Origin of the sequence: Burkholderia sp. S-53 (genome assembly GCF_025560745.1) — a bacterium.
Classification (GTDB): domain Bacteria; phylum Pseudomonadota; class Gammaproteobacteria; order Burkholderiales; family Burkholderiaceae; genus Burkholderia; species Burkholderia pyrrocinia.
Genome location: NZ_CP090484.1, coordinates 2,790,197 through 2,812,931, shown reverse-complemented (window position 1 = coordinate 2,812,931; position 22,735 = coordinate 2,790,197). Strand labels below are relative to the sequence as shown.

At 67.7% G+C, this 22,735-nt stretch carries 18 protein-coding genes, 1 pseudogene and 1 riboswitch; of the genes and pseudogenes, 6 read left to right on the top strand and 13 right to left on the bottom strand.

Going from position 1 to position 22,735, the window contains the following annotated elements:
- Positions 1-425 precede the first annotated feature (425 nt).
- Positions 426-2,288, top strand: coding sequence for an ABC transporter ATP-binding protein (locus LXM88_RS34705; RefSeq protein ID WP_262543995.1), 1,863 nt, complete (start codon positions 426-428; stop codon positions 2,286-2,288).
- Positions 2,289-2,497: 209 nt separating this feature from the next.
- Entirely contained in the window at positions 2,498-3,211 is a 714-nt protein-coding gene (locus LXM88_RS34700; protein WP_262543994.1) for a riboflavin synthase subunit alpha, read from the top strand.
- A gap of 165 nt (positions 3,212-3,376) precedes the next feature.
- Here LXM88_RS34700 and LXM88_RS34695 read toward each other — a convergent pair whose 3' ends face one another.
- The 12 genes from LXM88_RS34695 to LXM88_RS34640 all read right to left on the bottom strand — a co-directional run bounded on the left by LXM88_RS34695 (position 3,377) and on the right by LXM88_RS34640 (position 19,817).
- Complete coding sequence (locus tag LXM88_RS34695) at positions 3,377-3,937, bottom strand: shikimate kinase (RefSeq protein WP_262543993.1); 561 nt, start codon at positions 3,935-3,937, stop codon at positions 3,377-3,379.
- Positions 3,938-4,006: 69 nt separating this feature from the next.
- Positions 4,007-5,248 (bottom strand): voltage-gated chloride channel family protein, encoded by a 1,242-nt coding sequence (locus tag LXM88_RS34690; RefSeq protein WP_262543992.1) that lies wholly within the window; start codon positions 5,246-5,248, stop codon positions 4,007-4,009.
- A gap of 79 nt (positions 5,249-5,327) precedes the next feature.
- Positions 5,328-5,431, bottom strand: a riboswitch (Fluoride riboswitch).
- An 82-nt stretch (positions 5,432-5,513) separates the two neighbouring features.
- Positions 5,514-6,533 (bottom strand): chemotaxis response regulator protein-glutamate methylesterase, encoded by a 1,020-nt coding sequence (locus LXM88_RS34685; RefSeq protein WP_262543991.1) that lies wholly within the window; start codon positions 6,531-6,533, stop codon positions 5,514-5,516.
- The gene (locus LXM88_RS34680; RefSeq protein WP_262543990.1) at positions 6,530-8,839 is read right to left on the bottom strand and encodes a hybrid sensor histidine kinase/response regulator; all 2,310 of its coding nucleotides are present in this window, start codon (positions 8,837-8,839) and stop codon (positions 6,530-6,532) included. The genes LXM88_RS34685 and LXM88_RS34680 overlap by 4 nt, the downstream gene beginning before the upstream one ends.
- Positions 8,836-9,543: a chemotaxis protein CheW gene (locus tag LXM88_RS34675; RefSeq protein WP_262543989.1), complete on the bottom strand. Its 708-nt coding sequence runs from the start codon at positions 9,541-9,543 to the stop codon at positions 8,836-8,838. Before LXM88_RS34675 ends, LXM88_RS34680 begins: the two co-directional genes overlap by 4 nt.
- A 46-nt stretch (positions 9,544-9,589) precedes the next feature.
- Positions 9,590-10,984, bottom strand: coding sequence for a CheR family methyltransferase (locus LXM88_RS34670; protein WP_262543988.1), 1,395 nt, complete (start codon positions 10,982-10,984; stop codon positions 9,590-9,592).
- Entirely contained in the window at positions 10,981-11,493 is a 513-nt protein-coding gene (locus LXM88_RS34665) for a chemotaxis protein CheW (RefSeq protein ID WP_262543987.1), read from the bottom strand. The genes LXM88_RS34670 and LXM88_RS34665 overlap by 4 nt, the downstream gene beginning before the upstream one ends.
- Positions 11,490-13,166, bottom strand: a complete 1,677-nt coding sequence (locus LXM88_RS34660) for a methyl-accepting chemotaxis protein (protein WP_262543986.1) — start codon at positions 13,164-13,166, stop codon at positions 11,490-11,492. The genes LXM88_RS34665 and LXM88_RS34660 overlap by 4 nt, the downstream gene beginning before the upstream one ends.
- Positions 13,167-13,292: 126 nt before the next feature.
- The gene (locus tag LXM88_RS34655; protein ID WP_318654705.1) at positions 13,293-14,426 is read right to left on the bottom strand and encodes a hybrid sensor histidine kinase/response regulator; all 1,134 of its coding nucleotides are present in this window, start codon (positions 14,424-14,426) and stop codon (positions 13,293-13,295) included.
- Between the two features lie 473 nt (positions 14,427-14,899).
- Positions 14,900-16,483: a Na+/H+ antiporter gene (locus LXM88_RS34650; RefSeq protein ID WP_262543984.1), complete on the bottom strand. Its 1,584-nt coding sequence runs from the start codon at positions 16,481-16,483 to the stop codon at positions 14,900-14,902.
- 230 nt (positions 16,484-16,713) lie between these two features.
- On the bottom strand, positions 16,714-18,147 hold the full coding sequence (locus LXM88_RS34645) for an aldehyde dehydrogenase family protein (RefSeq protein WP_262543983.1): 1,434 nt from the start codon (positions 18,145-18,147) through the stop codon (positions 16,714-16,716).
- A gap of 29 nt (positions 18,148-18,176) precedes the next feature.
- On the bottom strand, positions 18,177-19,817 hold the full coding sequence (locus LXM88_RS34640; RefSeq protein WP_262543982.1) for an acetolactate synthase large subunit: 1,641 nt from the start codon (positions 19,815-19,817) through the stop codon (positions 18,177-18,179).
- Positions 19,818-20,167: 350 nt separating this feature from the next.
- On the opposite strand from LXM88_RS34640, the gene LXM88_RS34635 reads away from it, so the two are divergent.
- The 4 genes and pseudogenes from LXM88_RS34635 to LXM88_RS34620 all read left to right on the top strand — a co-directional run bounded on the left by LXM88_RS34635 (position 20,168) and on the right by LXM88_RS34620 (position 21,251).
- Complete coding sequence (locus tag LXM88_RS34635) at positions 20,168-20,485, top strand: type II toxin-antitoxin system RelE/ParE family toxin (RefSeq protein ID WP_096474909.1); 318 nt, start codon at positions 20,168-20,170, stop codon at positions 20,483-20,485.
- Between the two features lie 3 nt (positions 20,486-20,488).
- Positions 20,489-20,788 carry an addiction module antidote protein gene (locus LXM88_RS34630; protein WP_039344756.1) on the top strand — a complete coding sequence of 100 codons (300 nt, stop codon included), beginning with the start codon at positions 20,489-20,491 and terminating at the stop codon, positions 20,786-20,788.
- A 7-nt stretch (positions 20,789-20,795) separates the two neighbouring features.
- Positions 20,796-20,936 (top strand): annotated as a pseudogene (locus tag LXM88_RS34625) (type II toxin-antitoxin system RelE/ParE family toxin); the annotation flags it as partial.
- Between the two features lie 12 nt (positions 20,937-20,948).
- A complete protein-coding gene (locus LXM88_RS34620; RefSeq protein ID WP_257770678.1) occupies positions 20,949-21,251 on the top strand; it encodes a HigA family addiction module antitoxin in 303 nt (100 codons plus the stop codon).
- A 33-nt stretch (positions 21,252-21,284) separates the two neighbouring features.
- Here the strand turns inward: LXM88_RS34620 and LXM88_RS34615 are convergent, their stop codons facing one another.
- Positions 21,285-22,571, bottom strand: coding sequence for a DUF445 domain-containing protein (locus LXM88_RS34615; protein WP_262543981.1), 1,287 nt, complete (start codon positions 22,569-22,571; stop codon positions 21,285-21,287).
- Positions 22,572-22,735: the final 164 nt, after the last annotated feature.

Here is a 22,735-nt window from a genome sequence, read left to right as displayed (position 1 = left end):
CCAAAGTGTAATCGATGCGCCCGCCGGCCCATCAGCCGCCGCTTTGCTGCGAGCCCGCGAAGAAAGGGCCGAAACCCTGAATACTAACCGTATCGACGCCGCAACGCCGCATTCGTCAGACGTTGCGGCGTGCAGAACACTGCTGATAGAATCTTTACACGTCTTTTCGGCGTCTTTTCAACCATTCACTTCAGGGAGGTGCAGATGTTCCGAATGCCAGCAACCTTCCCGAACGTGGTCCCACGGCGCAGCTGATCCAGCCCGCCGTCCGCGCCGGCTCCCGAGTTTTCCGCTAACCCGTCAGCCGCGCTTTTCCCGACAGCCCGTTTCGTTTCGCCCGCGTTTTCCACGCGGCTCCGGCTGTTGCGTTTTCGACGTTCTCCGAACCGGAAAGTCCCGTCGCGCGATGCGCCGGGCAACGATAAATGACCAGAAAAACCTCCCATCTGGGCGGCCACGCATTCAAGGCCGTCTTCGGCTTCACCATCCGCTACTGGCGCAAGCAGCCGGCACGCATCGCCACGGTCACGGCCTTCGCGCTGCTCGCCGCGCTCGCCGACGTGCTCACGCCGCTGTTCGCCGGCCGCCTCGTCGACGCGCTGTCGACCGGCCTGACCGACCGCGCCGCCGCGTGGCATGCGGCCATCGTCGCGTTCGGCACGCTCGCCGCGCTCGGCATCGGCGCGACGGTGCTGCGGCAAGGCGTCTACCTGAACATCATCACGCTCACGCTGAAGATGATGAGCGAGATCGCCGCCGCGTCGTTCCACCGCGTGCAGCGCTTCTCGACGGACTGGCACGCGAACAGCTTCGCCGGTTCGACCGTGCGCAAGATCACGCGCGGGATCTGGGCGCTCGACCTGCTGAACGACACCGTGCTGATCGCATTGTTGCCGTCGGTCACGATGCTGGTCGGCGCGACCGTGCTGCTCGGCACGCACTGGCCCGTGATGGGGCTCGTCGTCGGCGCGGGCTCGCTGCTGTACATCGCGGTGACGGTCGCCGTGTCGCTCGGCATCGTCGCGCCGGCGGCGCGGCTCGGCAACCTGTGGGATACGCGCATGGGCGGCGCGCTCGCCGATGCCGTGAGCTGCAACGCGGTCGTCAAGGCGTTCGGCGCGGAAACGCGCGAGGAAGCGCGGCTCGCGCGCGTGATCGACAAGTGGCGGCAGCGCACGCGCCGCACGTGGGTGCGCGGCACGTTCAACGGCGGGTTGCAGGGCGCGATGCTCGTCGCGATGCAGGCGGCGATGATCGGCGTTGCGCTGCGGCTGTGGGCGAACAACGAGGCGAGCGTCGGCGACATCGCGTTCGCGCTGACGATGTTCTTCATGCTGCAGGGTTACCTGCGCGACGTCGGCATGCACATCCGCAACCTGCAGCGGTCGGTGAACGACATGGAAGAACTCGTCGCGCTCGAACGCCAGCCGCTCGGCATCGACGATCGCCCCGGCGCGCCGGCGATCCGGATCGGGCAAGGCGAAATCCGCTTCGATCACGTGACGTTCCGCTACGGCAACCACCCGGTGCCGCTCTACGACGATTTCTCGATGCGGATCGCGCCCGGCGAGCGCGTGGGCCTCGTCGGCCACTCGGGGTCGGGCAAGACGACGTTCATCAAGCTGATCCAGCGCCTGTATGACGTGTCGGGCGGCCGCATCACGATCGACGGCCAGGACATCGCGCGCGTGCGGCAGGATACGCTGCGCAGCCAGATCGCGATCGTCCAGCAGGAGCCCGTGCTGTTCCACCGCACGCTCGCGGAGAACATCGCGTATGCGCGCCCCGACGCGAGCCGCGCGGACATCGAGCGCGCCGCACGGCTCGCCAGCGCGCACGATTTCATCGCCACGCTGCCGGACGGTTACGACACGCTCGTCGGCGAACGCGGGATCAAGCTGTCGGGCGGCGAGCGCCAGCGCGTCGCGATCGCGCGCGCGTTCCTCGCCGATGCGCCGATCCTGATCCTCGACGAAGCGACGTCGAGCCTCGACAGCGAAAGCGAGCTGCTGATCCAGCAGGCGATGGAGCGGCTGATGGTCGGCCGCACGACGCTCGTGGTCGCGCACCGGCTGTCGACCGTGCGTGCGCTCGATCGGCTGCTCGTGCTCGATCGCGGCAAGGTGATCGAGGAAGGCAACCACGACGCGCTGATCCGCATCGACGGCGGCATCTACCGCCGGCTGTTCGAGCGGCAGGCGCTGGAGCTCGCGAAGGGGTTGATCGATTCGCCGCGGCGCACGGCGGACGACGCCGCCGGGCCGCTGGGCGAGCCGGCCGAGGCGTAACGCAAGCGTGTCGTGATGCGGCTCGGCGGCGGGATCATCACCGCCGGGCCGTGTCGACCCGACCGGATCCGGATCGAGGCCGTGCCACGTGCACGGCCTTTTTCTCGTCTGCGGATATCGCCGGCTGCCCCTGAGCCGCGCCCTGCGGAGCCGCCTTTTCCGGGATCACTTATCATGTCGGCCAGGAAACTTGCGACGAGGGATCGATCATGTTTACAGGAATTGTCCAGGGCGTTGGCGCCATCAAGGCCATCAAGGATCACGGCGAGCTGAGAACGTTCAGTATCGAATTCCCCGAGCGATTTACCGACGACATCGAGATCGGCGCCAGCGTCTCGGTCGACGGCGTGTGCCTGACGGTGACGACCATCCATTCGCCGGAGCTGATCGACTTCGACGTGATGTTGCCGAGCCTGAAGATCACCACGCTGGCCGATCTGGCGACAGGCTCGCGGATCAACGTGGAGCGGGCCGCGAAGGACGGCGCGGAAATCGGCGGGCATCCGCTGTCCGGCCATGTCGACTTCCCGGGGACCATCCTGCACATCGCATCGTCCGAACACAACCGGATGATTCGCATCGGCGTGCCTGCCGATTTCAAACGCTATGTGTTCGCGAAGGGCTATATCGCGATCAACGGCTGCAGCCTCACGGTTTCGGACGTCAATCGAGACGAAGGCTGGTTCGAAATCTGGCTGATTCCGGAAACGCGCCGCGCGACGACCTTCGATGCGAAGGGTGTCAACGACAAGGTCAACATCGAGATCGAGCGAAGCACCCAGGTCGTCGTCGATACGATCCGCGAATCGGTCCAGGAAACGCTCGGCGAATTGACCGGCATCGTCACAGCGTTGCTCGCGGAAAAAGGCGTCGATATCGAGGAACTGCTGGCCCGCAACGTCGCGCGCCTGCCGAACAAGTAACGGATACCGGCGTGTCCGGTGATCCGGCGGATCACCGGGCACCGGCTTCCGTCGGCGAACCCCTCGGCCCGCGGTTCGGACACGTCGAACGGCCGAGGACGAATTCAAGGGTAGCGCGCAATCACTCCCCGGATTGCGGGCTACCACGATGCGTCGATCGAACGCTCATGAGCGTTCGATCGACGACAAGGACGCCACGATAAAGCGCGTCATGTCGGCCGCAACTCGCTCGGGTGATCCGTTGCTCGCAAACCGTTTGCAACTCAGGCGCATGAACGCAGGAAATCGATCGCGGATTTTGCGCATCTCGCTTGCTTCGTCGGCGTTCAGATACGGCCTCGACATCTGACGGCCCACAATCAGTTTCGCGCAGCTTTCGAGATCGAACGCAGGCAACAGAAGGGCCGTGAGCGTGTCCTCCTCGATACACCGGCGAACTGCCGAATAGGTCGGCGTGACATCCGCCGGATACAGCATGAACCCGGACGAAACCGCACAGATCGTGGGCGCCGAAATCCCGCGTTCGAGTTGCTCGTATAACCGGACGTTGTGCGCTGCGTATTCGACATATCCGTGGTCGCGGATGAAGTCGGCGATGTTTCCGTGCGACGCCAGGAAGCATTGATCCACATCGAGAAACCGCCAGTTCAAGCGATCTGCGACGATTGCCCCGACGGTTGTTTTGCCGGCGCCTCCCGGCCCGATGAGATGCGCAAGCAACGACACGTTCAACCTCCGAGATCGCATGCATCAGGTTCCCGGAGGGTCCGCGACGAATCCGCTGTCCACACCGCCTCAATCCACCTCAACCTGCGCCCCCTTCCCCACCGCGACGCGCTGCGCGCGATAAATCCCCGCGTGCCCCGAAAACAGATACGCGACGACGCACGCGACGATCGCATACACGCCGATGTCCGCGCCGAACAGTTCGATCGCCATGATCGTCGACGCGATCGGCGTGTTGGCCGCGCCGGCGAACACCGCGACGAAGCCGAGCCCCGCGAGCACGGGCACCGGCAGCGCCAGCACCTGGCCGAGCGCGTTGCCGAGCGTCGCGCCGATGTAAAACAGCGGCGTCACCTCGCCGCCCTTGAACCCCGACGCGAGCGTGACGACGGTGAACGCGAACTTGCCCGCGAAATCGTAGAGCGGCAGCGGACCGTGAAACGCGGCCTCGATCGTCGGAATGCCGAGGCCGAGGTACTGCGGCACGTTCAGCACGGTGGCCGCCGCCGCGACCAGCAGGCCGCCGAGCACCGGCTGCAGCGGCGCATAGCGGACGACGCGCCGGAACCACGCGGTCAACGCATGCGTCGCAAACGCGAACAACCGCCCGACGACGCCGAACGCAATGCCCGCGACGACCGTCACGGCCAGCCCCGTCGCCGATACGGCCGGCACGAACGGAATCGCATAGGCCGTGTGATGCACGCCCCACGCGCGACACACGACGTCTGCGACGATCGCCGATGCAACGCAGGTCAGCAGTGCGTCGTACCGCACGCGCCCGATCGCAAGCACCTCGAGCCCGAACACGGCGCCCGCGAGCGGCGTGCCGAACACCGACGCGAAACCGGCCGCGATGCCGCCCATCAGCAGCACGCGGCGATGCTCGCGATCGAGACGGAACACGTGCGTGACGCGATCGGCGAGCGCGCCGCCCATCTGCACGGCCGTGCCCTCGCGGCCGGCCGAGCCGCCGAACAGGTGCGTGACGACGGTCGCGACGAGTACGAGCGGGGCCATCCGCTTCGGCACGAGCGCCTTCGGGTCGTGAATCTCGTCGATCAGCAGGTTGTTGCCGCGCGCGACCGACTGGCCGAAACGATGGTAGATCCACCCGGTCGCGAAACCGGCGGCCGGCAGCCCCCACAGCAGCCACGGACGCGCGACGCGCGTGCCGGTCGCCCAGTCGAGCGCGATCAGGAACAGCGCGGAAGCCGTGCCGGCCAGCGCGCCGAGCAGGGCCGAGAGCGCGAGCCAGCGGCACACGTAGCGCACGGTCGCGAGAAGATCGGCAGAAGTCGTGAAAAACATGATTTCCAGATTCGACAGAACATCAAAACCTGGGCGGCAGAATACCGCATGGACGGCCTGCGACCTCCTGACGACCCAGGAACACGCAGGCATCATCAGCCGGGCAAACCGGCGGTTGAGGGCCGCACCGCGCGCAACGCGCCGGGAACGACCGCAGGGAGGCATGCCATCTCCGCAGGCCGCAATTGTACGCGACGCCGCGCACCGCACGCAATGCGGTCACCAGCCCCCCGGACAGGACGGCGCCCTCCCCTCGGGCTTGCCGTCAGTCGCGCGGCGTGCGTGCGACGCGCGAGATCAGTTGCGGCGCGATCCGTTCGAGCGGCAGGATCGCCGACGCCGCACCGATCGCCGCGGCCGCTTTCGGCATCCCGTAGACGGCGCTGGTCGCCTCGTCCTGCGCGATCGTGTAGCAGCCTTTCGCGCGCATCGCCTTCAGGCCGAGCGCGCCGTCGCGCCCCATGCCCGTCAGCAGCACGCCGAGCGCATCGCCCTGCCAGCCGTCGGCGACGCTGTTGAAGAACACGTCGATCGACGGCCGGTACGGCGTCTCGGCCGGATGCCGCGTATAGCCGAGCACGCCGCGCGGCGACAGATACAGGTGATCGTTGGTCGCCGCGAGCAGCACCTCGCCGGCCTGCGGCACGCTGCCATGCCGCGCGACGCGTACCGGCAGCCGCGTATAACCGTCGAGCCATTCGGCCATCCCGAGCGCGAACGCCTGGTCGACGTGCTGGACGATCACGATCGCAGCCGGGAAATCGGCCGGCAGCGCACGCAGCAGCGCGGTAAGCGCGGTCGGCCCGCCCGCCGACGCACCGATCGCGACGAGCGTCGGCTGGCCGCGCGCGGGCGTCGGCCCCGGCGGCACGAGCGCCGCGGTGCGGCTTTCGAGCAGCCGGCCGATCTGGTCGATCTTCGCGAGCAGCGCCTGCGGCGACGCGTCGGTCGACAGCCCGAGCGCGAGCGTCGGCGTGTCGACCGCATCGAGCGCACCGGCGCCCATCGCCTCGTAGACCGACGATGTGTTCGCGCTGACGCTGACCGTCACGATCAGGATCGCGCACGGCGCGCGCGCCATGATCTGCCGGGTCGCCTCCACGCCGTCGACCTTCGGCATCACGAGATCCATCAGCACGAGATCCGGCGGATGGGCGATGCAGAAATCCACCGCCTCGTCGCCGTCGGTCGCCACCCACAGCACGCGATGGTCCGGCCGCAGCGCGAGCACGCGGCGCAGCGCCTCCACGGCCAGCGGCAGATCGTTGACGATACCGATGTTCATCCGCGTGCGTCCCCGATCAGGTCGTGCACGGCATCGAGCAGCGCCTCGTCGTGGAAGCTGCTCTTCGCGAGGTAGTAGTCGGCGCCGGCGTCTAGCCCGCGACGGCGATCCTCGTCGCGATCCTTGTACGACACGATCATCACCGGCACGCGCTTGAGCATCGGATCGCTCTTGATCAGCGTGACGAGTTCGATGCCGTCCATGCGCGGCATGTCGACGTCCGTGACGACGAGATCGAACGCATCGCTGCGCACCGCGTTCCAGCCGTCCATCCCGTCGACCGCAATGGTCACGTCGTAGCCGCGCTTTTCCAGCAGCTTGCGTTCGAGTTCGCGCACCGTCAGCGAATCGTCGACAACGAGCACGCGGCGGCGCCGGTCGACGAGCGCGAGCTGCGGGTCGCGCTTGAGCCTCGCGAGCTGCCCGCCGCGCACGAGCTTGTCGACCGAGCGGATCAGGTCCTCGACGTCGACGATCAGCACGGGGTCGCCGTTCTCGAGCAGCGCGCCGGCCGCGATGTTCTGGATCTTGTGCAGGCGGCTGTCGAGCGGCTGCACGACGAGCATCCGTTCGCCGAGGAAGCGGTCGACCGCGACGCCGTACAACTCGGGTTCGCCGCCGACGACCACGACCGCCGTGCTCGCGCGCGCCGCGTCGGGCTCGCCCGCATCGAGCAACTGGTGTGCGGCGACGAGGCCCGCGCGCCGGCCGTCGAACGGAAAATGCGGCTGCCCTTCGAGCACGTCGATATCGTCATGCGCGAGTTCGAGCGTCCGGCGCACATGCGCGAGCGGGAACGCATACGGTTCGCCGCCGACTTCGACGAGCAGGCTGCGGATCACCGACAGCGTGAGCGGCAACTGCAGCACGAAGCGCATGCCCGCGCCCGGTTCGTTGAAGATCCGCACCGCGCCGCGCACGCCGCGCACCATCTCCTGCACCGCATCGAGGCCGACGCCGCGACCCGACACGTCGGTCACCGCTTCGCGCATCGAAAAGCCCGGCAGCAGCAGGAATTCGAGCAGCTCGGGATCGGACAGCCGCGCGGCCGTCTCGTCGTCGGTCAGGCGCTGGCGCACGACGGCCGCGCGCAGCGCGTCCATGTCGACGCCCGGCCCGTCGTCGATCACGCTGACGAGCAGCGAGCCGGCGCTGTGGCGCGCCTCCAGCGTCACGCTCGCCTCGGCCGGCTTGCCGCGCGCGAGCCGCGCGTCGGGCGACTCGACGCCGTGGTCGATCGCGTTGCGCAACAGGTGGCCGAGCGGCGCGTCGAGCAGGTCGAGGATGTCGCGGTCGACCTGCGTGCCCTCGCCGACGATAGAGAAGCGCACCTGCTTGCCGAGCGAGCGCGCGAGATCGCGGACGATGCGCGGATACGCACGCGTCGCATCGCCGAACGGCCGCATCCGGCATTGCAGCGCCTCGTCGTAGAGCTGTTCGGCGATATGCGTGCTGCGCCGCTCGAAGCGGTCGAATTCGTCCATGCGCTCGGCGAGCGAACGCTGCAGGTCGTTGAGCATGTGCCGCACTTCGTTCATCGACGCGAGCATGCCCGCGTCGAGATCGTCGGCGAACTGTTCGTACATCAGATCGAGCGAACGGGCGGCGTCGCGCTGCGCGCGCTTCACGCGCAGCATCGATTCGGCGAACGGCTTGAGCCAGCGCGATTCGACCAGCGATTCGCCGGACAGGCTCAGCAGCCGGTTCAGCGTATCGGCGCGCACGCGGCGCATCGCGCCGGCGCCGGCCACGCGGCCGGCCTGGACCGGATCGGGCACCGTGCCCGACACCGCGAGCGGCGGCATCGCGGCGCCGGCCCCGACGGGCTCGTTCGCGGCGCCGTCGTGCTCGCGATACGGCACGGCCGACGATGGCACCGGCGGCGGCACGACGGCCGGCGCGTGCATCGTCCGCGCGCCGTCGGCACCGGTCAGCGCCGCTGCGAACACGTCGATCTCGGTCGACGTCACGGGCGGCCCCTGCGGATCGCCGACGCGCACCAGCAGGTCCACGCCGGCGAGCAGCACGTCGACGTGCGTGGCCGTCAGCGCGATCGTGCCGGCCTGCGCGGCGACGAAGCATTCTTCCATCCGCCCCGCGATATCGACGCCGAGCGGCACGCCGACGATGCGCGCGGCGCCCTTCAGCGAATGCGCGGCGCGCATGCATGCCTCGAGCGCGACGGCATCGGGCTCGCCCGATTCGAGCGCGAGCAAGCGCTCGGACAGCGCCTGGGTCTGCGTACGCGTCTCCTCGCGATACAGCTCGAGCAGCGACAGGTGGCTCAGATCGTCATCGCCGCTCATCGCATGCTCCGTGTCACGGCGTCGAACAGACGATCGTCGTCGAGCAGGCCCACCGACTTGCCGCGCCACGACAGCACGCCGCGCGACAGGCCGGCGCTCGCGCGCCCGACCGTCGCCGGCACGGGCACCCAGTCGGATGCGCCGAAGCGCAGCACGCCCTCGACTTCGTCGACCGGAAACACGACCGGTTCGCCCTGGTGCGCGGCCACCAGCAGCCGCGTGAAACGGCCGTCGCCACCGCCCTTGCCGCCCTTGCCTGCATCGAGGCCGAGCAGCGCGCCGATCGAGATCGCGATGCGCAGCGTGCCGCGGATGTTGACCACGCCGCGCACGGCCGAATTGCGGCGATGCGGCAGCGAATGGATCGGGCGGGTTCCGGCGATCTCGCGCAGCACGCCGATCGGCAGCGCGAGCCATTCGTCGGCCACGCGAAACGCCAGCGCCGCGTGGCGCGTATCGCCGTCGTCGTCGCGCACGCGGGTGGTGCCGAACGCGCTGATCCGGCGCGTCGCGTCGGCCAGCTCGGCGTCGCCGAGCGGTCGCTCGAGCAGCTTCGCCGCGTGATACGCGTAGACCGGGCAGTTCAGGCAGCGCTGGCAGTCGGCCAGCCGCTCGCACGAGCGGTCGCCGCGCGTGCCGATCCGGTTCCAGCAATCGTCGACGTCGATCGTCGTGTCGTCAGTGGCAGCGGCGTCGCGGTTCATGAATTCCTCTGGTCATCGCGGTGTCGGTCCCAATCCCGTATTCGTATCAGCCGGCCGAGCGCCGTGCGCGTTCGAGCAGCCATTGCGCGCCCGCGCGATCGCCGCCGACGTCGAGCAGCGTCGCCAGGTGGGTCAGCGCCTCGTGGTGCGTGGGCCGCAGGTACAGCGCCTTCCGGTAGAAGTTGCCGGCTTCCGCCGCGCGCCCGCGCGCATCCGCGATCAGCCCGTTCAGGTAGAACGCATCGGCATGCGGTCCGACGCGCGCCGAGAACTGCGCAAGCACACGCTCGGCCTCGTCGAACGCGCCCGCGTTCGCGAGCGCCTGCGCATCCTCGAGCGTCGGCGCGACGCCTTCGTCGACGGGCGCGGCCGCTTCGACCGTCGCCACCGGCAGGTCGGCCCGTGCGTCGAACGCGGCCGGGCGCACGGCGGGCGCCGCGAACGGCTGCAGCCCGTCGCCGAGCCAGGCCGGCGGCGCGACGGCCAGCACCGTGCGCGTCGCCGCGAGCGGCGCGACCGTGAGGCGTTCCGCGTGCCGGTACGCCGCTACCGCGGACGGCAGTGCCGCGGCCCGGGCCGCGCTTGCGTCGGCCGCCGCACCGGCAGGCTCGCGATGAAACGCGAATGCCAGCGGCACGCGCGCCGAGCGCATCCCGTGCCGCATCGCGACACCCGTTTCGGCCGGCCCGACGAACAGCATGCCGTCGTCGGCGAGACACGCGTCGAGCGAACGGATCACGCGATCCTGCGCGTCGCGGTCGAAGTAGATCAGCACGTTGCGGCAGAACACGAAATCGTAGCGAATGCCCGTATCGGCGATCGGTTCGACGAGGTTCGCGTGACGGAACTGCACGCGCGCACGCACGCGCTCGTCGAGCAGCCAGCCGTCGGCGGCCGGCGTGAAGTAGCGCGCGCGAAATTCCGTCGCGGTGCCGCGAAACGCGTTGCGCCCGTAACAGCCATGCCGCGCCTGCTCGATCGCGCGCGCGCTGAGGTCGATCGCGTCGATCGTGAAGCTGGCCGGTTCGAGCCCCGCGTCGAGCAGCGCCATCGCAGCCGAATACGGCTCCTCGCCCGTCGAGCACGGCGCGCTCAGCACGCGGATCACGCGCCCGGGCGTCGCGGCGAGCCGTTCGGCCGCGAGCCGCGCCAGCGTCGCGAAGGCCTCGCGGTCGCGGAAGAACCACGTCTCGGGCACGACGAACAGCTCGATCAGCGCACGCCGCTCGTCGGCCGACGCGTTGAGCTGCTGCCAGTACGCGTCGAGCGCGTCCTGCGTCACCGGCGGCCGCGCCGCCGACGGCAGCCGCTCGCCGTCCGTTTGCAGCGCGTGCACGCGCTCCGTCAGCGCACGGGTCAGGAAATCGTTGCCGAGCGAATCGGGGTCGATGCCGGTCTCGCGCAGCAGCCACGCGCGAAATCGCGATTCGGACTCTTTCATGCGGACTCCTCCACGTGGCCCGGCAGGCCGTCGAACAGATACAGGCGCGCAACGTCGTCGATCAGGTCGGATACCGACACCTGCTGCACGACGCCGTCGGGCGTGTTCGCGACGAACCCGAGCCAGCGCGTGCGCGCGGTCGAGATGCCGCTCGCGCGGAACGCCGCGCGATCGATCCGCATCGTCTGCGTCGCGCGCTCGACGATCAGGCCGATCACGCGCTCGCCGTCGGCATGACCCGCGCGGTAGCGCACCATCACGAGCCGCGTCGAGCGCAGCGCATGCGCGCGGCGCCCGAGCGCGAGCATCGGCACGTCGATCACCGGCACCGGCTGGCCGCCGCGCATCAGCAGCCCGGCGATCCATTCGGGTGCACCGGGCACGGCTTTCGTGATCGCGAGCGGCAGCACCTCTTCGATGCCGGCCGCGTCGAGCGCATAGCGCTCGCCGTCGAGCTCGAACATCAGGAACAGCGCGTGCGCGCCGTTCTGCGGATCGGCGCGCGTCACGCGTCGACCTTGAAGCGCGACACGCTGGTGCGCAACTGGTTCGCGACCAGCGTCAGGTCGTCGATCGCCTGCGACGACTGGCGCAGCGACTCGGCGGTCTGCTGCGCGGCTTCCGACAGTTGCGACAGCGCCTGCGTGATCTGCTCGGCGCCGTTCGCCTGCGTCTGCATCCCTTCGTTGACCATCTGGAAGCGCGGCGCGAGCGTCTGTACCTCGGCAATGATCTGCGACAGCTGCCCGCCGACCTGCTGCACGTCGAGCATCCCCCGGCGCACTTCCTCGGAGAACTTGTCCATCCCCATCACGCCCGCCGACACGGCCGACTGGATTTCCTTCACCGTCTGCTCGATGTCGTAGGTCGCGACGGCCGTCTGGTCGGCGAGGCGGCGGATCTCGGTCGCGACGACCGCGAAACCGCGGCCGTACTCGCCGGCCTTCTCGGCCTCGATCGCCGCGTTCAGCGACAGCAGGTTGGTCTGGTCGGCCACCTTGGTGATCGTCGCGACCACCTGGTTGATGTTCAGCGCCTTCTCGTTGAGGATCGCGAGCTTCGCGTTCACCGAGCCGGCCGCGTCCATCACGCTGCGCATCGTCTCGCCCATCCGCGTGAGCCCGCTCTGGCTCACGCCCGCGAGCGTCGCCGACTGCTCGGCCACGCCGGCCACCTCGTTCATCGTGCGCAGCAGGTCGCGCGATGTCGCGAAGATCTCGCGCGACGTCGCGCCGATCTCGGTCGTCGTCGCCGCGGTTTCGTTCGCGGTCGCCTGCTGCTCGCGCGACGTCGCCGCGATCTCGGCGACCGACGTCGTCACCTGCAGCGACGACTGCTGCGCGCGCGAGACGAGCTCGGTCAGCTCGTCGGCCATCCGGTTGAAGCCCGTCTCGAGCGTGCCGAATTCGTCGCGGCGGCGCAGGTCGAGGCGGTGCGTCAGGTTGCCGGTGCGCATCACGTCGTGCACCTCGACGAGCCGCGCCATCGGGACGGTGACCGAACGGTACAGCACGTAGCCGAGCCCGAGCGCGGACAGCAGCATGATCGCCAGCGCGGTCGCGAGCACGACCTCGGTGTCCTGCACGGATTCGCGGATCAGCTTCGCGGACTGGTCGGCGAACTTGCGGTTTTCCTGTACCAGCGTATTCGCATTGCGCACGACCTCGACCCACACGGGCTGCACCTTCGCGTAGGCGGCAACGGCCTCGTCGCGCGACACGCGGTGTTTCTGCACGGCTTCGTTCAGCAGCGGCAGGTAGCGGTCGTAGGAGCCGCGAAACGTCGCGAAGCGCTGACGGTCGTCGTCGCGGAATATCGAGTTCTGGTAATCGACCGACAGCGACTCGACTTCCTTCAGCGCGTCGGAAATTTTCGCGAGATCGCGCTGTACGGCCTCGGGATCGGCGTCGACGAACGTTGACTGCTGCAGCAGCGTGAACGATTCGTTCACCGTGCCGCGCAGCGACGACGCGAGGTAGACGCCGGGCAGCGAGTCGCGCTCGATGCTGACGGCTTCGCTGTTGATCGCGCGCAGGCGCTCGTAGGACACGCCGGCTGTCACCAGCATCAGCACGAACAGCACGCCGAAGCTGAGCAGGATGCGATTGCCGAGCGTCAGCCGGGTAGCGCCGATCGTCGGATGCAGGCTTTCATTGGTCGCGCGGGGCGTCACGGTGGCCATGTTCGTTATGGGCTTTCTAAAATCAGCGTTGAAAAAAACCACGCCCGCCGGCGCGCCGGACGGCGCGCCACGAGCGCCTCGTGGTCGGATGCGGACGACGCGGCGCCGGCGGGCCGCGCCGCGAAATCACCGCTCCGCTTGCGCCGGCAGTCGAAGCGCGACCATGAAGCCGCGCGCCGTATTGCGCATCAGAATCTGCCCGCGATGCCGCGCCGCCGTCGCGCGGACGAACGCGAGCCCGAGGCCGAAGCCGCTGCGCGCCGCGCCATGCACGGATTCGAGCTGCACGAACGACTCGGTCGCGGCCGTGCGCTGCTCCGGTGCGATGCCGGCGCCGGTATCCTCGACGCCGATCAGCCACGCTCCGTCCTCGCCGCTCAGCGTGCAATGCACGTCCGTGCCGGCCGGACCGTACTTCAGCCCGTTGTCGATCAGGTTCGCGACCGCGCGCGTGAGCATCATGCGGTCGCCCATCGTCACGCACTCGGTATCGGGCACCTGCGCGACGACCCGGCTGCCGCACCCGGCCGCCTTCTCCCAAAGCTGGTCGACGGCGTCGAGCACGATCTCGTTGAGACTCACGACCTCGTGCGCGCGCCGCTCGGACTGTGCACGGGTCAGATGGATGAAACCGTCGGCGAGCGCCAGCGCGCGCCGCGCATGGCCGGCGATGCGCTCCATGATCGCCGGCATGTCGCCGTGTTCTGCCCGGTAGACGTCGAGCAGCGCGAGGATCGACGTCTGCGGCGAGCGCATGTCGTGCGACAGGAAATCGAGCGCCTCGTCGCGCTGCCGCGACATCAGATACGAATTCGAGTGATAGCGGATGCGCGCGGTCAGTTCCATCGCGTCGGGGAGCTTCACCAGATAGTCGTTCGCGCCGGCGATGAACGCCTCGCGCTTGACGATCGGCTCCTCCTTCGCGGACAGCACGATGATCGGCACGCGCGCGGTGGCGGCGTCCGCGCGCCATGCGCGAACGAGATCGAGGCCGTCGATCTCCGGCATCACGAGATCCTGCAGGATGACCGTCGGCTTCACGTCGCGCGCGACCGACATCGCACGGTGTGCGTCGGTGCACACGTGCAGGTCGATGTCGTGTTCGCTGCGCAGCGCGCGGCGGATCACCTCGCCAACGAACGGTTGATCGTCGACGAGGAGAACCGAAAGCCCCGATTCAAGACAATCCGGGGCATTATCACTGCTCGATTCTTTCATAAATACAGTTTCAAACGCCGAATCTCCAATTGATTCTTTCATAGGAGTTGTTTATCCGACTTGGACACTATCTTATTTTGGCGGCCGAAAACCCTGCCTGATTCCGCCAAATTGGCCTGTCGGCAATGCCTTGCGGGGCCCCGGACGCCGGTTTTTCCCCGTCGACGGCCGCATTACCTCCGCATTCTTTCTCTCAATAAAGATAACCGGCTGATTCTAAATGAAATTAGAACACAGCATCTATCTCCTTCCGGTTTAGTTTTGCCAAATATGCAGAAAGAGCCGCAATCAGATAAATCAGATCATTTCCGGATTCGAAAGACGATAACGTTTGCGAGCCCGGCGAATCGAGGTTTGCATGCGCTGCAAGGATCGATCGCGAGTCGTATTGGGGCCTGATGCGGTGCATCGAATCGGCCGGAGGGTGGGAGAAAAAGTGCGGCGCGCCGGGCGAGGATCGACCCGCGCGCATCGGGCCGACAGGAAGCCGGCCCGTGTGATGGAGGTGCGGCCGCCTACCCGCGCCCGTGCTGCGCAGCCACTTCCTGCAGGTCGAGATCGCGTTCGAGCATGTGCAGCATCTCGTCATGGATGCGGCCCGATCGATGCAGCCGCAACAGTTCCGCGCGCCCGGCCTTGATCGCGGCCAGCACCACGTCGTAGTGCGCGGTGCGCACTTCCGCCGGATACGCGAGCTCGTCCTTCGCCCGTTCGGTCAATTCCGCGCGATACGTGTATTGCTCGAGCAGGCGCGGATGGATGACCACGCCATTCTCGTCGCGCACGAGCGGCTGGATCGCCGCGAGCTGCGCAGCCTCGACGTACGCCCACGTCTGCGGCTCGGTCAGGTGATGCGCAGCGCGCTCTTCGCGTTGCGGCAAACGCAGCAGCCGGATCAGCGGCCCGATCGTCGTGCCCTGCAGCAGCACGGTGACGAGGATCACCGCGAACGACGCGATCAGGATCACGTCGCGGCCGGGCATCGCCTCGGGCAGCGACAGCGCGATCGCCAGCGTGACGACGCCGCGCATCCCGGCCCAGCTCATGATCGTCGCGGCCTTCCAGTCGGGCGCGTCGCCGCGCCGCGCGATCCCGCGCACCGGCCACTTCAGCGCCTCGACCGCGTAGATCCACACGAAGCGCGACACGATCACTGCCGCCAGCACTGCGAGCACCGGCGGCACCATCGTGGCGAGCACCTGCTCGAAGCCGCCGAGCCGGTGCATCGCGCCGCGCAGCGACAGCCCGATCAGCACGAACACCATCGCTTCGAGCAGGAACACGATGACCTGCCAGAACGCGGTGCCGCGCGTGCGCACGGCCGCCGAGAACACCTCGTGCTGATGCCAGCCGATGATCATGCCGGCCGTGACGGTCGCGATCACGCCCGACACCTCGAGCATCTCGCCCGCGATGTACGCGATCCAGCCGGCGATCACCGCGACGGTGATCACGAGATAGTCGTCGTCGAGCAACTTCAGGAACCACACGACGAGCCTGCCGACCACGAAGCCGACCACCACGCCGCCGAGCCCGAGCTCCGCGAAGCGCACGACCGCATGCTCGAGGCTGAACGCGCCGGTGAGCGCGGCCGCGACCGCGAAGCGGAACAGCACGAGGCCGGCCGCGTCGTTCAGCAGGCTCTCGCCTTCGAGCAGCACCATCAGCCGGCGCGGCAGCGCGACGCGTTCGAGCACGGCCTTCGCGGCAACCGCGTCGGGCGGCGACACGATCGCGCCGAGCGCGAAGCACGCGGCCCACGGCAGCGCCGGCACGACCCAGTGCACGGCGAAGCCGACCGCGAACGTCGTGAACACGACCGCGCCGATCGCGAGCAGCAGGATGCCGCCGACGTTGCGCTTGAACTCCTCCCACACGGAGAAGTACGCACCGTCCATCAGCAGCGGCGGCAGGAATACCAGCAGCACCAGTTCGGGATCGAGGTTGATCGGCGGCAGGCCGGGGATGAACGCGATGCCGATGCCGCCGATCAGCAGCGCGGCCGCGGGCGGCAGCCGCAGCCGCTTGGCGATGCATTCGAGCGCGACGATCGCCAGGAATGACAACAAAACCAGCTTGAATGCCGAGACGGGAGACATGAATCGACCTCGTGAAGAATGAATTCGCGCGTTCCGGCGTCGTACCCCGGTCGGCAGTTTGGCGCGATTACATCACGATGCGATGCCGGCAGTCGAGCGCGTTCGGGAGGCCCGCCCACGCAGTACAGGCCCGGTGCGGCCGGGTGCGCGCGCCGCGATGAAAAACGGCACGCGGGCCGGCACGATCGCCCGCCCGCGTGCCGTCGCGGCACCGCGCTGCCCGCCCCGCGTTACCGGCGCCGCACGATCATCAGCCGCGGTTCGGTCATGTCCTCGATCGCGTAGCGGATCCCTTCGCGGCCGAGGCCCGAATCCTTCACGCCGCCGTACGGCATGTTGTCGACGCGGAACGACGGCACGTCGTTGATCACGACACCGCCGACCTCCAGTTCGTCCCACGCGCGCTGCGCATGCGTGAGCGAATCGGTGAACACGCCGGCCTGCAGCCCGAAGTCGCTGTCGTTCACGCGCGCGAGCGCGTCGTCGAACCGGTCGAACTTCTCGAGGATCGCAACGGGGCCGAACGCCTCCTTCCGGTACAGGTCCTGCTCGGGCCCGACGTTTTCCAGCAGCGTCGCCTCGAACATCGCGCCATCGACCTTGCCGCCCGCGACGATCTTCGCACCCGCCGCGACGGCCGCATCCATCCAGCCCGACAGCCGGCGCGATTCGGATTCGGAAATCATCGGGCCGACGAACGTCGACGGATCCTTCGGATCGCCCATCTTCAGCGAACGCGTCTTCGCGATCAGTTTCTCGCGCAGCGCGTCGTACAGATCGGCATGCACGAGGATCCGCTGCACGCCGATGCAGCTCTGGCCCGACTGGTAGTACGCGCCGAACGCGAGACGCTCGACCACGTAGTCGAGCCGGTCGCGCTGGTCCGCATCGACGATCGCGGCCGCGTTGCCGCCGAGTTCCAGCACGACTTTCTTCTTGCCGGCCTTCTCCTTCAGCGCCCAGCCGACGGCCGGCGAGCCCGTGAACGACAGCAGCTTGAAACGCTCGTCGGTCGTGAAGAGATCGGCGCCGTCGCGATGCGCGGGCAGCACCGAGAACGCGCCCTTCGGCAGGTCGGTTTCCGCGAGCACCTCGCCGATGATCAGCGCGCCGATCGGCGTGCGGCTCGCGGGCTTCAGCACGAACGGACAGCCGGCCGCGAGCGCGGGCGCGACCTTGTGCGCGGCGAGGTTCAGCGGGAAGTTGAACGGCGAGATGAACGAGCACGGGCCGACCGGCACACGCTTCGTGTAGCCCGTATAGCCCTGCGCACGCGCGGAAATCTCGAGGTTGATGATCTCGCCGTCGATGCGCACCGATTCCTCGGCTGCCACGCGGAACGTGTCGATCAGCCGCGTCACCTCGCCCTTCGAATCGTTGATCGGCTTGCCGGCCTCGATGCACAGCGCCTCGGCCAACTCGTCGAAACGCTCGCGAAAGCGCGCGACGCAATGGTCGAGCACGGCCTGCCGCTTGTAGGCCGGCAGCTCGCGCATCGGCTTCGCGGCGGCGACCGCCGCGCCGATCGCCGCATCGATCGCCTTCGCGTCGGCCAGCGCGACGCGCGTCGCGACCTTGCCGCTGAACTTGTCCGTCACTTCCAGATCGGTGTTCGCGTAGACGGCCTCGTTGGCGAGGTAGTACGGATAGGTTTCCTTCAACATGGAACGACTCCTTCCTGTGAACGGGGAATTCAGAGTTGCGCCGACAGCCGCTTGATCTCGCGGTTCAGCACGCGCTCGTTGTCCGAATAGTCGATCGGCACGTCGATCACGTGCACACCCGGCGACGAGAAGCACTCGCGCAGCAGCGGCTCGAGATCGTCGGCCGATTCGACGCGATGCCCGTGCGCGCCGTAGCTTTGCGCATACGACACGAAATCGGGGTTCTGCAGCGTCATCGCGAAATCGGGGAAGTTCATGTTCTCCTGCTTCCAGCGGATCATCCCGAATGCGTCGTCGCGCAGGATCATCACGACGAGGTCGAGCTTCAGCCGCACGGCCGTTTCGAGCTCCTGCGAATTCATCATGAAGCCGCCGTCGCCGCACACGGCGATCACCTTGCGCTGCGGATGCACGATCTTCGTCGCGATCGCCGACGGCAGGCCCGCGCCCATCGATGCGAGCGCGTTGTCGAGCAGCAGCGAGTTCGGTTCGTGCGCGCGCCAGTAGCGCGCGAACCAGATCTTGTACATCCCGTTGTCGAGACAGACGATCCCGTCGGCCGGCAGCGCGTTGTACAGGTCGTTGACGATGCGCACCGGGTACATCGGGAAGCGCGGGTCGTGCTGGCCCTTCTCCAGGTGCGCGTCGAAATGCTCCTTGATCATCGCGAAACGCACGAAATCCCAGTGCGGCTGCGGCGCGATCGCTTCCGTCATCTGCCACACCGCATTCGCGATGTCGCCGACCACCTCGATCTGCGGGAAATAGACCGGATCGACCTGCGCGCCGAGGAAGTTCACGTGGATCACGGTCTTGTCGTCCGCGCGCATGAAGAACGGCGGCTTCTCGATCACATCGTGGCCGACGTTGATGATGCAGTCCGCATGCTCGATCGCGCGGTGCACGAAGTCGCCGTCGGACAGCGTCGCGTTGCCGAGCCACAGCGGGTGCGTCTCGTCGATCACGCCCTTGCCCATCTGCGTCGTGAAGAACGGGATGCCCGTCTTGTCGACGAATTCGACGAGGATCTTGCGGGTCGTCTTGCGGTTGCCGCCCGCGCCGATCATCAGCAGCGGATGGCGCGCGGCCTGGATCGCGTCGACCGCGTGCGCGACCGCCTTCTCCTCGGCGATCGGCCGCCGGCTGTAGCTGCGCGGGATCGGCTTGCCGTCGCCTTCCTCGTGCGCGATGTCTTCCGGCAATTCGAGGTGCGCGGCGCCCGGGCGCTCTTCCTCCGCGCGGCGGAACGCCTCGCGCACGGCCGACGGGATGTTGCCGATCGACACGATCTGCCGCGTGAACTTCGTGAGCGGCTGCATCATGTCGACCACGTCGACGATCTGGAAGTGGCCCTGCTTGCTGGACTTGATCGGCTTCTGCCCGGTGATCATCAGCATCGGCATCCCGCCGAGCTGCGCATACGCGGCGGCCGTCACGAAGTTCGTCGCGCCGGGCCCGAGCGTCGCGAGGCACACGCCGGTGCGGCCCGTCAGGCGGCCGTAGGTGGCGGCCATGAACCCGGCCGCCTGCTCGTGCCGGGTCAGCACGAGCTTGATCTTCGATCGCCGCAGCGATTCGAGCAGATCGAGGTTTTCCTCGCCGGGAATGCCGAACACGTACTCGACACCTTCGGCTTCCAGCGCCTTCACGAACAAATCCGATGCTTTCATGGGGGACTCTCGGTTGATGCCGCCTGCCCGGCCTACGGACACGCGGCGTACATGACGCGCGCCGGCCTACGGCACGCGGACGCTTTACCTACTGGACACAGACCACGGCACTCCCCGCCACGCGATGCGCGATGCGCGGCGGCGCCTCCGGATACCGGAGGACGAACGGACCCGCCCGTGCGCGACGGGCGCGCACGGGCGGCAAAGACGTGATTGATTGTAGACGGATTCGGAAAATTTCGACTTCGGCCGAACGGCCAATTGGCGCGCAAACGCAGCGGACAGCCCTAATGTAGCGGCTACGGAATAGCCCGATACACCTGTGAACCATGGTTGACATACTGCAATCAATGCCCTACAGTGCGCCTACGTTCAGCATCCGGACCACCGACGTCTTCGACGCATGGTTTGCCGGCCTGCAGGATCGCGTCGCGAAGCGCCGCATCCAGGCGCGCATCGACCGCCTGTCGATGGGCAATCCGGGCGACTGGAAATCCGCCGGCTCGCCGGTCGTCGAAATGCGTATCGACCATGGCCCCGGTTATCGCGTCTACTACGTCCGGCGCGGAACGATCTGGGTCATCCTGCTCTGCGGCGGCGATAAATCGACGCAACAGGCCGACATACGCGCCGCGCACGCGATGCTTGCGCATCTCGACATGGAGTGATCGATGGACAAGATCAGCACCCGGCCGTGGGATTCGGCCGACCATCTGAAAACCGAAGACGACATGGCCGACTACTTCGAGGCCTGCCTGCAAGAGGCCGGCGACGATCCGGCCTTCATCGCGCACGCGCTCGGCGTGATCGCACGCGCCCGCGGCATGTCGCAGGTCGCGCGCGATGCGGGCCTGTCGCGCGAAGGGCTGTACAAGGCGCTGTCGCACGACGGCAACCCGAGCTTCGGCACGATCCTGAAGGTCATCAAGGCGCTCGGCCTGCAACTGCACGGCTCGAAAGCGCACGCGTGATGCGTGGGCGCCGCCCGGCAATCGGCTCGAAGGATTGCAAGGCGATCGGGAGGGCCAGCACAGCATCCGGATCAACGAACAATGGCGGATCTGTTTTGTATGGAGCGACGATGGCCCGACCCAGGTCGAGATCGTCGACTATCACTGACTGGAGCCTCGCATGCTCAAGAATGGAATGCGCCCGATTCATCCGGGCGAGGTCCTGCGGGAAGAGTTCCTCGTTCCGCTGGAAATGAGCGTCAACGCACTGGCGCTCGCGTTGAACGTGCCGGCGACACGCGTGCACGAAATCGTCAAGGAACGGCGCGGCATCACGGCCGATACGGCTTACCGGCTCGCGCGCTACTTCGATACGTCGCCGGAATTCTGGCTGAACCTGCAGGCCGCCTACGATCTCAAGACACTGCCGACGCGCAGCGAAATCGACCGCAAGGTCGAACCGCGCGAGCGCACGCACGCGTAGGCACCGCGGCCGCCGTTCGCCGGCGCGGCCGCGTCAATGCAGCCACCCGGCCGCCCAGCGCGGCACCAGCGACACCAGATACAGCCCCAGCCCGATCAGCCCGCCGACCAGCGTGCCGTTGATGCGGATGTACTGCAGATCCTTGCCGATGTTCAGCTCGATCTGCCGCGACATCTCGCGCGCATCCCAGTTGCGCACCGTGTCGCGGATGTGGCGCATCAGGAAATCGGCGAAATCCGGCGCCATCTCGTGCACGGCCTTCTCGATATGCTCGTTCAGCGACGCGCGCAGCGCCGGGCTCTCGGCGAGCCGCGCGCCGAGCCAGCCGCCGAGCGTCGCGGCCTGCCGGTGCAGCGCCGAATCGGGACGCGCGAGATCGGCCTTCAGCCACGCGCGCAACTGGTCCCACAAGTCGCGCACATACTCGTTGAACGCATCGCCGTCGCGAATGTAGCGCTTGATCTCCTCGCCCTTTTCGATGAACGCGGGATCGTGCTTCAACCGCTCGGTCAGCCGCACGACCGTCCGGTCGAAACGCTGCCGCAGCTCGTGTTCGGGATCCGCCGCGACGCCTTCCAGCACGCGGCTCACCGCGCTCGCGAGCATTCGCGCGCCGTTCTCGCCGAACCACTGCGTCGGCATGATCTTCTCGATCTTCGGATATTGCGTCTTCAGCCATTCGACGATGAAGCCCGCGATCACCTCGCGGTTCTCCTCCTTGTCGAGCACGTCGACCACCTGTTCGATCGCATCGTCGAGCAGCGCCTGGTGGCGGCCGTCCTTCGTCAGCGTGTCGAGGATTGCGCCGGCCGATTGCGACAGGTCGACCCGGTCGATCACCGCGCGGAACGCGTCGTGGACGAACGACTGGATCCGCGCGTCGTCGGTCATGTCGAGCGCGAAACTCATCAGCTTCGTCACATAGCCGCCGAGCGCGTCGGTGTTCGCCGGCTCGCCGAGCCATGCGCCGAGTTTCTGCGCGGGATCGTGCTGGCGGATCTGTGCGGCGAGCGCATCGGGGCCGAGAAACTTCTCGCGCACGAACACCGCGAGGTTGTCGGCGATCTTGTCCTTGTTCTTCGGGATGATCTCGGTATGGCGCGACACGAACGGAATCGGCACGCGGCGGAACAGCGCGACGACCGCGAACCAGTCGGCGAGCGCACCGACCATCGCGGCCTCGGCCACTGCCTTGACACCGTCGACCCACGGGCCGCGCGGCAGCAGGATCGTCGTGACGAACACCGCGACTGCGGCCAGCAGCAGCCACAGCGCCCGGCGCTTGCTGCGTTTCAGTTCGAGGGCTTTGTCTGGGGTCATGGCGGCAGGCGAATCGGCGATGCCGCTAATATCCCCGATTTCGCACCGGCCGACAAACGCGCGGCATGATGCGCGACGGGCCCGCGCGACCGCCGCCGCGCATCACGTCACCCGCCACGTCGCGCAACCGTCCGGCAAGCGCGCGACCGGCGACAGGATTGCCG

Coding starts and splice junctions, on each gene's coding strand:
- LXM88_RS34680 (WP_262543990.1), bottom strand. CDS start 8,839: ATGAGCGGCGATGACGATCTGAGCCACCTGTCGCTGCTCGAGCTGTAT.
- LXM88_RS34620 (WP_257770678.1), top strand. CDS start 20,949: ATGCTCAAGAATGGAATGCGCCCGATTCATCCGGGCGAGGTCCTGCGG.
- LXM88_RS34690 (WP_262543992.1), bottom strand. CDS start 5,248: ATGTTTTTCACGACTTCTGCCGATCTTCTCGCGACCGTGCGCTACGTG.
- LXM88_RS34615 (WP_262543981.1), bottom strand. CDS start 22,571: ATGACCCCAGACAAAGCCCTCGAACTGAAACGCAGCAAGCGCCGGGCG.
- LXM88_RS34635 (WP_096474909.1), top strand. CDS start 20,168: ATGCCCTACAGTGCGCCTACGTTCAGCATCCGGACCACCGACGTCTTC.
- LXM88_RS34640 (WP_262543982.1), bottom strand. CDS start 19,817: ATGAAAGCATCGGATTTGTTCGTGAAGGCGCTGGAAGCCGAAGGTGTC.
- LXM88_RS34645 (WP_262543983.1), bottom strand. CDS start 18,147: ATGTTGAAGGAAACCTATCCGTACTACCTCGCCAACGAGGCCGTCTAC.
- LXM88_RS34675 (WP_262543989.1), bottom strand. CDS start 9,543: ATGAACCGCGACGCCGCTGCCACTGACGACACGACGATCGACGTCGAC.
- LXM88_RS34700 (WP_262543994.1), top strand. CDS start 2,498: ATGTTTACAGGAATTGTCCAGGGCGTTGGCGCCATCAAGGCCATCAAG.
- LXM88_RS34660 (WP_262543986.1), bottom strand. CDS start 13,166: ATGGCCACCGTGACGCCCCGCGCGACCAATGAAAGCCTGCATCCGACG.
- LXM88_RS34705 (WP_262543995.1), top strand. CDS start 426: ATGACCAGAAAAACCTCCCATCTGGGCGGCCACGCATTCAAGGCCGTC.
- LXM88_RS34685 (WP_262543991.1), bottom strand. CDS start 6,533: ATGAACATCGGTATCGTCAACGATCTGCCGCTGGCCGTGGAGGCGCTG.
- LXM88_RS34650 (WP_262543984.1), bottom strand. CDS start 16,483: ATGTCTCCCGTCTCGGCATTCAAGCTGGTTTTGTTGTCATTCCTGGCG.
- LXM88_RS34670 (WP_262543988.1), bottom strand. CDS start 10,984: ATGAAAGAGTCCGAATCGCGATTTCGCGCGTGGCTGCTGCGCGAGACC.
- LXM88_RS34630 (WP_039344756.1), top strand. CDS start 20,489: ATGGACAAGATCAGCACCCGGCCGTGGGATTCGGCCGACCATCTGAAA.
- LXM88_RS34655 (WP_318654705.1), bottom strand. CDS start 14,426: ATGAAAGAATCAATTGGAGATTCGGCGTTTGAAACTGTATTTATGAAA.